Below are 6793 nucleotides of genomic sequence, written 5' to 3'. Positions count from 1 at the left end.
TTCTTAAAGCTCGATTTTTACTGGGTTAATTCCATCGGATTTAATAGTTTTAAGAAAGATTTTTTCAGAAAAAGACTCACGCACAAATATGATTTTTTGTCAACTTAATTTAGATGCGTTTACCCTGGGTGTAATAGTAGGAAATGGTTGATGAATCGATGTTCCATAAAACACGAATACATCATGCCGGCCGACCGGCCATTCCCGGGCGAACTCAAACAACTTAACGCATTGCCAAAAACAAAGAAAGTATTTCCCCGATTAGGTGAAGTTCCTTCTCAAGTCTTACAGCAAGCCGTAAAGCAGTTACATCGAGGATGGGAATCTTTTCAACCAAGAGGGACTGGGTTTCCTCGGTTTAAGAAGTATGGGCAATTTAAGTCTCTACTATTTCCACAGTTTAAAAAATCTCCTATATCTGGCAATACGCTCCTTTTACCTAAGATTGGCGATATTAAGATTAATTTGCATAGACCGATCCCAGATGGTTTCGCAATTAAGCAAGTACGCATAATCAAAAAAGCTGATATCTGGTATGCCAGTATTAGTATTCAATCTGATGTTAATGTACCCGATCCCATGCCTCATGGTCATGCGATTGGTGTAGACATTGGCTTAGAAAAGTTTCTCGCTACGAGTGATGGTGTTCTCGTCAAACCGCACAAATTTTTGAGAAAAATGCAAAGCAAGCTGAAATCGCTGCAACGCAGATTATCTAGGAAAAAGAAACGGTCAAAAAATTACGAGAAGCAACGCATCAAAGTAGCGCGGATACACCACATAATTGACAATACCCGCAAAGATTTTCACTTTAAACAAGCTCATGCTCTCTGTGAGTCTGCTGACATGATATTCATGGAAGATCTAGACTTTCGGATTATGGCTAAGGGGATGCTGGGCAAACATATGCTGGATGGTGGATTTGGACAATTTCGTTCTATCGTCAAATATGTTTGTTGGAAGTTAGGAAAATTCTTTGCAGAAGTCAGTAGCCTCAGAACAAGTCAGGAATGCCCTGAATGTGGTGCGACCGTTAAAAAAAACCTGAAAGTAAGAGTTCATCATTGTCCTGAATGTGGGTTCACCATTGACAGAGATGTTGCTTCAGGTTTAGTAATTCGTAACCGAGGGATTGCCCTGATTAGTACCGATGGATGGTCGGGAAAGGAAACTGTCTGTGCAGGCGATCGAGCGGGGGCCCAAAAGTCTAGCCAAGTGCGGAAATCCCGTCAGGGAGCAACCAGAAAATCTAAGAAGTGATTCTTGGAAGCCAGCACTGTACCGCCCAAGCGGTCAGTATCTGGAGATGTCACTCATCATCAAGTGTCTAGCATCCTGAAACTAGAAACAGTGTACATACCACATAACGCAGAAAAAGTCAATAATCTTTTGACAAAACTCTAAAATTTTCAATTTGTTTTAAGATTCATATACTAAGAGACGAGCAGTAAGATGAAAGCTCGATCGCCAGCAAAACAATCCGATTGCCTGCTGTGCGGGCAAAGGGGCGCGCGCGGCAGCCGCAGCACCGGCAAAATCATGCTAATCAGTGGTAGGATGAGCAATCAAAAATGTATCTAAATGTAAAGTGCTGCGGCGCTCTAGGTTTTGAAAGCCATTTAGTTAAAAGATTCAGGTAGGTAGTTTTATGCCCGCGACCGTACCCTTTGAACAGATTGACCGTATTGTTGGGAATCAGCACCACGATCCCTTTGAAGTCCTAGGCCCCCACACGATCGAAAATAATGGCAAAAAAGTCTGGGCCGTCCGAGCTTATCTGCCCAATGCGGATGCGGTATCGGTAGTATTGCCGGAGTCGAGGGCTGAATACCCAATGAAATCCGAGCATCACCCTCACTTTTTTGAATGTACGATCGAAACTCCAGAACTAGCAAACTATCAACTGCGGGTCAAAGAAGGAGAACACGAACGTTTTATCTACGACCCCTACGCCTTTCGATCGCCCAAACTCACAGAATTTGACCTTCACCTATTCTCAGAAGGCAACCACCACCGGATTTACGAAAAACTTGGCGCGCACTTCACCGAAGTAGACGGAATCACAGGAGTATATTTTGCCGTTTGGGCTCCGAATGCCCGCAACGTATCAGTTTTAGGCGATTTCAACTCTTGGGACGGCCGCAAACATCAAATGCGGAAATCTCAAAACGGCATCTGGGAATTATTCATTCCGGGACTAACCGTGGGAACTCACTACAAATACGAAGTGAAAAACCAAGACGGACATCCCTATGAAAAGTCCGACCCTTACGGTTTCCAGCAAGAAGTGCGGCCGAAAACAGCATCAATTGTCACCGACTTAGATAACTACACTTGGCACGACAGCGCTTGGATCGAACAGCGGCGGCAGACAGACCAACTGACTCAGCCAGTTTCGGTTTACGAATGCCACATCGGTTCTTGGCTGCACGCCGGTACAGACGAACCCGCGATGCTGCCAAATGGTGAAATAGAGCCAGCAGTTGCGGTTTCAGAACTCAAACCAGGGGCGCGGTTTCTGACTTATCGAGAATTGGCCGATCGGCTGATTCCCTACGTCAAAGATTTGGGATTCACTCACATTGAAATGCTGCCCATCGCCGAACATCCCTTCGACGGTTCCTGGGGCTATCAAGTAACCGGCTATTTCGCCCCAACTTCCCGGTACGGCACACCCGAAGATTTCATGTATTTTGTTGACCAGTGCCACGCCAGCGGCCTTGGCGTACTCGTGGACTGGGTACCGGGGCATTTCCCCAAAGACGGCCACGGTTTAGCATTCTTTGACGGAACTCACTTGTACGAACACGCCGACCCCCGCAAGGGCGAGCACAAAGAGTGGGGAACGCTAGTCTTTAACTACGGCCGCAACGAAGTGCGGAATTTCCTAGTATCAAACGCTCTGTTCTGGTTTGACAAGTACCACATCGACGGAGTTCGGGTAGATGCAGTAGCTTCCATGCTGTATTTGGATTACTGCCGGGAACCAGGAGAATGGCTGACCAACCAGTACGGCGGCCGCGAAAATATCGAAGCGGCAGATTTTCTGCGACAGGTGAATCACGTCATTTTTAGCTATTTCCCAGGCTCGCTGTCGATCGCCGAAGAATCAACCTCTTGGCCGATGGTATCTTGGCCGACCTATGTAGGGGGCTTAGGCTTCAACCTGAAGTGGAACATGGGTTGGATGCACGATATGCTCGACTACTACCATATGGACCCGTGGTTCCGCCAGTTTCACCAGAACAACATAACTTTCAGTATGTGGTACAACCACAGCGAGAATTTTATGCTGGCTTTGTCCCACGACGAAGTAGTCCACGGCAAGGCCCACATCATCGGCAAAATGCCTGGAGACGAATGGCAAAAGTTTGCAAACGTGCGGTGTTTGTTTACTTTTATGTTTGCTCACCCCGGAAAGAAAACTATGTTTATGGGGATGGAGTTCGGCCAGTGGCATGAGTGGAACGTTTGGGGGGATTTGCAGTGGGATTTGCTGCAATTTGAACCGCACCAAAAGTTGAAGCTGTTTTTTAAGGATTTGAACCATTTGTATCGCAGCGAAACTGCACTTTACAGTCAAGATTTTGCTGAGGATGGGTTTGAGTGGATTGATTGCAGCGACAACCGGCACAGCGTGGTAGCCTTTGTGCGCCGCGAGAAGGATGGCGATGAGTTTGTGGTAACGGTGTGCAATTTTACGCCCCAGCCGCACTCTCACTATCGCGTAGGAGTGCCGGAACCGGGTTTCTATACGGAGTTGTTTAACAGCGACGCGCGGGAGTACGGGGGCAGCAATATGGGGAATTTGGGAGGTAAGTGGACTGATGAGTGGTGGTTCCACAACAGCCCTTATTCGATCGACTTGTGTTTGCCGCCTTTAGGGGTGTTGATCTTAAAGATCGATCGAGAAAAAACAGGATTGCGTAGTGCTCAATAGTTTTGAGTAGCGGCGTAGATACTGTTGACCCAAATTTACGCCAAATTTTCTCAATCTACTCATCTCTGTATGAGTAATACCATTTTTCTAAAGATGTGGTATGGATGAAGTTTTAGCCCCCCCCGCGAGTTCGGGGGGGGGTTTGGGGGGTAATATCTAGCGCTACTTTATGAAATTGGTATAATACCATTTTGCAAAAATAATGCAACAGTATTTGTAGGGTGCGTCGCTGTCTTTCAATCCCTCAATTTAATCGACAATTTTGCGACGCACCTTACACATATTGTAGAACAACCCTCTGTAACACTCTTGCCCAACAATTGTTATGTTGCACGATTTGTGAAAAATGGTATTAGTGCGGCTAATCGACCGGAGATGATATCACAAATTATCTACAATTATCTAATATAAAATATATTTATATATTTTTCATTTGCCGTTTATGTATTGAGCAAAGACTTATACAAAAAATCTAAAAATAATTTATATTAGATAGAAAATGGAAGCCATACTTGTTCAAATAGCTATTACTTTCGCGATATTTACTAGCTTAAATATTCGATGAAACTTGAGGGGATTCAACTTTCACAACTTCGGAAATAGGCTGTTCTTCCCCAGCACTTAAATTCGGCAGCGGCATATGCTTCATTTCCCAAACCTTTAGCAAAATTAGATATTCATAAAAAGCTTGCAGCGTGCACCAAGCTAATCCCGCTTGACCGTCAAGAAATCCGCCGAGTAAAATATACATATAAAAAAAGCGCACCACAGGCCGCAAAGGCAAGCGCAAAGAAAAATCTTTCAAAGCGCGCCGCCTTTCTACCTCCGATGCGCCAAACAATAAATCCCACCAATTTACTTGACCTGCTGCTAATTGGCGAAGAGTTTCAGCAGCTTCGTCAGTCGAGTAGCGGTTGTGCTTTTCTATCCAGCGAGAAAGACCTTTGCTGCAAGTATAATGAGGGTAGGTTTCCTTTAAAAAGTGAGTGGGCCCGTTGCAGACTTCCCGTTCGGTGTGACCGTAGTCAGAAAACCACACTCGGTCTTTGCGAAACAGGCGCATTTGATAGCGGGGATATTGAGTGCTGCGGCGAATCCAGCACTCCATAAAGATTACTTTTTCTGCTACGTAATACCCGATATATTCTTGACTTTCCATCGCCTTTAAGCATTCAGCAAACAGTGCAGGTGTCATCCGCTCGTCAGCTTCGAGGATGTAAACCCATTCGTACTTGCATTCTACTTCTTGGAGCATCCAAGTCCGCTGGCGTCCGTGACTTTCAAAGCGGTGCTGCACTGTTTGCACGGGATAGTTCTGAACAATCTCAAGGGTGCGATCGCTGCTGAAAGAATCAACTACAATGATATCGTCACAAAGCATTGCCGATTCTATGCAAGCGGCGATATCAATCTCTTCGTTGTAAGTCAAAATATAAATTGAGAACATTCCCAGCTTTCAGTAAGGGCAAACTATAGAAGAAGTCAGTAGTCATTAGTCAGTAGTCAGTAGTCATTAGTCATTAGTCATGTTTTGCTGTCCCCCCCGAGCTTTCCGTTATTAGTGCTGTCTCCCCCCCACCGAACGTCCAACGTCATCAGTCAGGTAGAAGGTAGAAGATAGAAGGCTCTTCGACACTTCGTCGAAGGGTTCAGTGCAACGCTTCGTGGTTCCTGATTCCTTCGACTGCGCGAGCGGATAAACACAGTCGTTGGGGAGGAACCGAGAAGAAGTCGATGTGAAAATGCAAGAAAATTAATGGCTTCAGTCATTAATAAGGTCGTAGCTGCCAGGAGCGGTTGCTATGTTCAGCAGATTAAGTATTTCTTGCAAGATATCTTGACTTACGGGTTCTAGGGGCTGGCGCAGGTCAACTTTTGCGGCGACCGAAGCCCAAAATTCCCATACTTCTCAATCCTGTCCAACCAACAGTAATGTAGCCGATCGCCAACAACAAACTGCTGATTCCCGTCTGCAAACTCGAATTTCTCGATCGAGTTCTCAACTCTTTCTCTTTTTGTTGCTTGCGGGTGCGAATCTCGTTACGAGCTTGAACGGGCAGTTCTTGGGCTTGCTGTTCCAAAAACTTGTCAAGGGCTTTCGGGTCCTTTTTCGAGTCCTGAAGCACAGCTTTCAATTCCTTGGGAACATCTGGACTCTTGAGTGCCTCTTGCAGCTTCCCCTCATCTTGCAACAGCGCGCCTATCTGGCTGCGGCGCTGGCTTTTGAGTTGTTCTACCTGAGCTTTAAACTGGTCGCTTTTAATTTGCGCCTCTAGTTGATTTTCGGCTTGTCCCGCTTCCTTATCGACTTGAGCCAGAGCATCCTTGAGTTCCAAGCGAGTATTGTTGAGGTGAACTGGAACCAGCAACAAGTAAATTAGCCCTAACAAGCTGGAAATCAATAGCGCCCAGAATCGCAAGTCAACCCAAATATTGCGCCGCTCAATAGAGACTCCGCTGCTGCTGTCCACCCAAAAGCCTGTCATCAGCAGGGCGATACCCATCAAAGGAATAATGCCCCGGTCAACTATCTGAGTTGCTGCGGCCAACTGCCAGCCTCGATTCATAATGTCGGAGGCTTCTCCCGGCAGTGATAGAACAATGCAGTCAAGCAAAGCAGACAGAATCAAGATAATCCCGACTACTTTTAGAGTTCGAGCTGCTACTGAAGAAAATTGACGGTTGTTAGTTGCTTTCATAATTCCTGTTAGATGATTCTACACCGTTAGATTCAACGAAATTTTGTTTAATGGGTTAAGTGGTAAGAGGGATCATACCCCTTTTTGATTGGTGCCTTGGGGATCTTCGATGGGGGAATCAATGATGAGCTAAGGGTTTGGAGCTAGCCAGCAG

General features: G+C 45.9%; 4 protein-coding genes. 2 read left to right on the top strand and 2 right to left on the bottom strand.

What is annotated here, in order from left to right:
• Window positions 1-183 precede the first annotated feature (183 nt).
• Window positions 184-1260: an RNA-guided endonuclease InsQ/TnpB family protein gene (locus tag IQ263_RS19510; protein WP_339384896.1), complete on the top strand. Its 1077-nt coding sequence runs from the start codon at window positions 184-186 to the stop codon at window positions 1258-1260.
• A gap of 388 nt (window positions 1261-1648) precedes the next feature.
• A complete protein-coding gene (gene glgB / locus IQ263_RS19505) occupies window positions 1649-3940 on the top strand; it encodes a 1,4-alpha-glucan branching enzyme (RefSeq protein ID WP_194069451.1) in 2292 nt (763 codons plus the stop codon).
• A 550-nt stretch (window positions 3941-4490) separates the two neighbouring features.
• On the opposite strand, the gene IQ263_RS19500 is transcribed toward glgB, so the two are convergent.
• The gene (locus IQ263_RS19500) at window positions 4491-5387 is read right to left on the bottom strand and encodes a glycosyltransferase family 2 protein (protein WP_194069449.1); all 897 of its coding nucleotides are present in this window, start codon (window positions 5385-5387) and stop codon (window positions 4491-4493) included.
• A 421-nt stretch (window positions 5388-5808) separates the two neighbouring features.
• Window positions 5809-6639, bottom strand: coding sequence for a hormogonium polysaccharide biosynthesis protein HpsJ (gene hpsJ-B / locus IQ263_RS19495; RefSeq protein ID WP_194011747.1), 831 nt, complete (start codon window positions 6637-6639; stop codon window positions 5809-5811).
• Window positions 6640-6793: the final 154 nt, after the last annotated feature.

Source organism: Tychonema sp. LEGE 06208, assembly GCF_015207505.1.
Taxonomy (GTDB): Bacteria; Cyanobacteriota; Cyanobacteriia; order Cyanobacteriales; family Microcoleaceae; genus Microcoleus.
Note: the sequence above shows the minus strand (reverse complement) of the source record. Positions and strands in the feature narration are given on the sequence as shown.

Coding starts and splice junctions, on each gene's coding strand:
- hpsJ-B (WP_194011747.1), bottom strand. CDS start 6,639: ATGAAAGCAACTAACAACCGTCAATTTTCTTCAGTAGCAGCTCGAACT.
- IQ263_RS19510 (WP_339384896.1), top strand. CDS start 184: ATGCCGGCCGACCGGCCATTCCCGGGCGAACTCAAACAACTTAACGCA.
- glgB (WP_194069451.1), top strand. CDS start 1,649: ATGCCCGCGACCGTACCCTTTGAACAGATTGACCGTATTGTTGGGAAT.
- IQ263_RS19500 (WP_194069449.1), bottom strand. CDS start 5,387: ATGTTCTCAATTTATATTTTGACTTACAACGAAGAGATTGATATCGCC.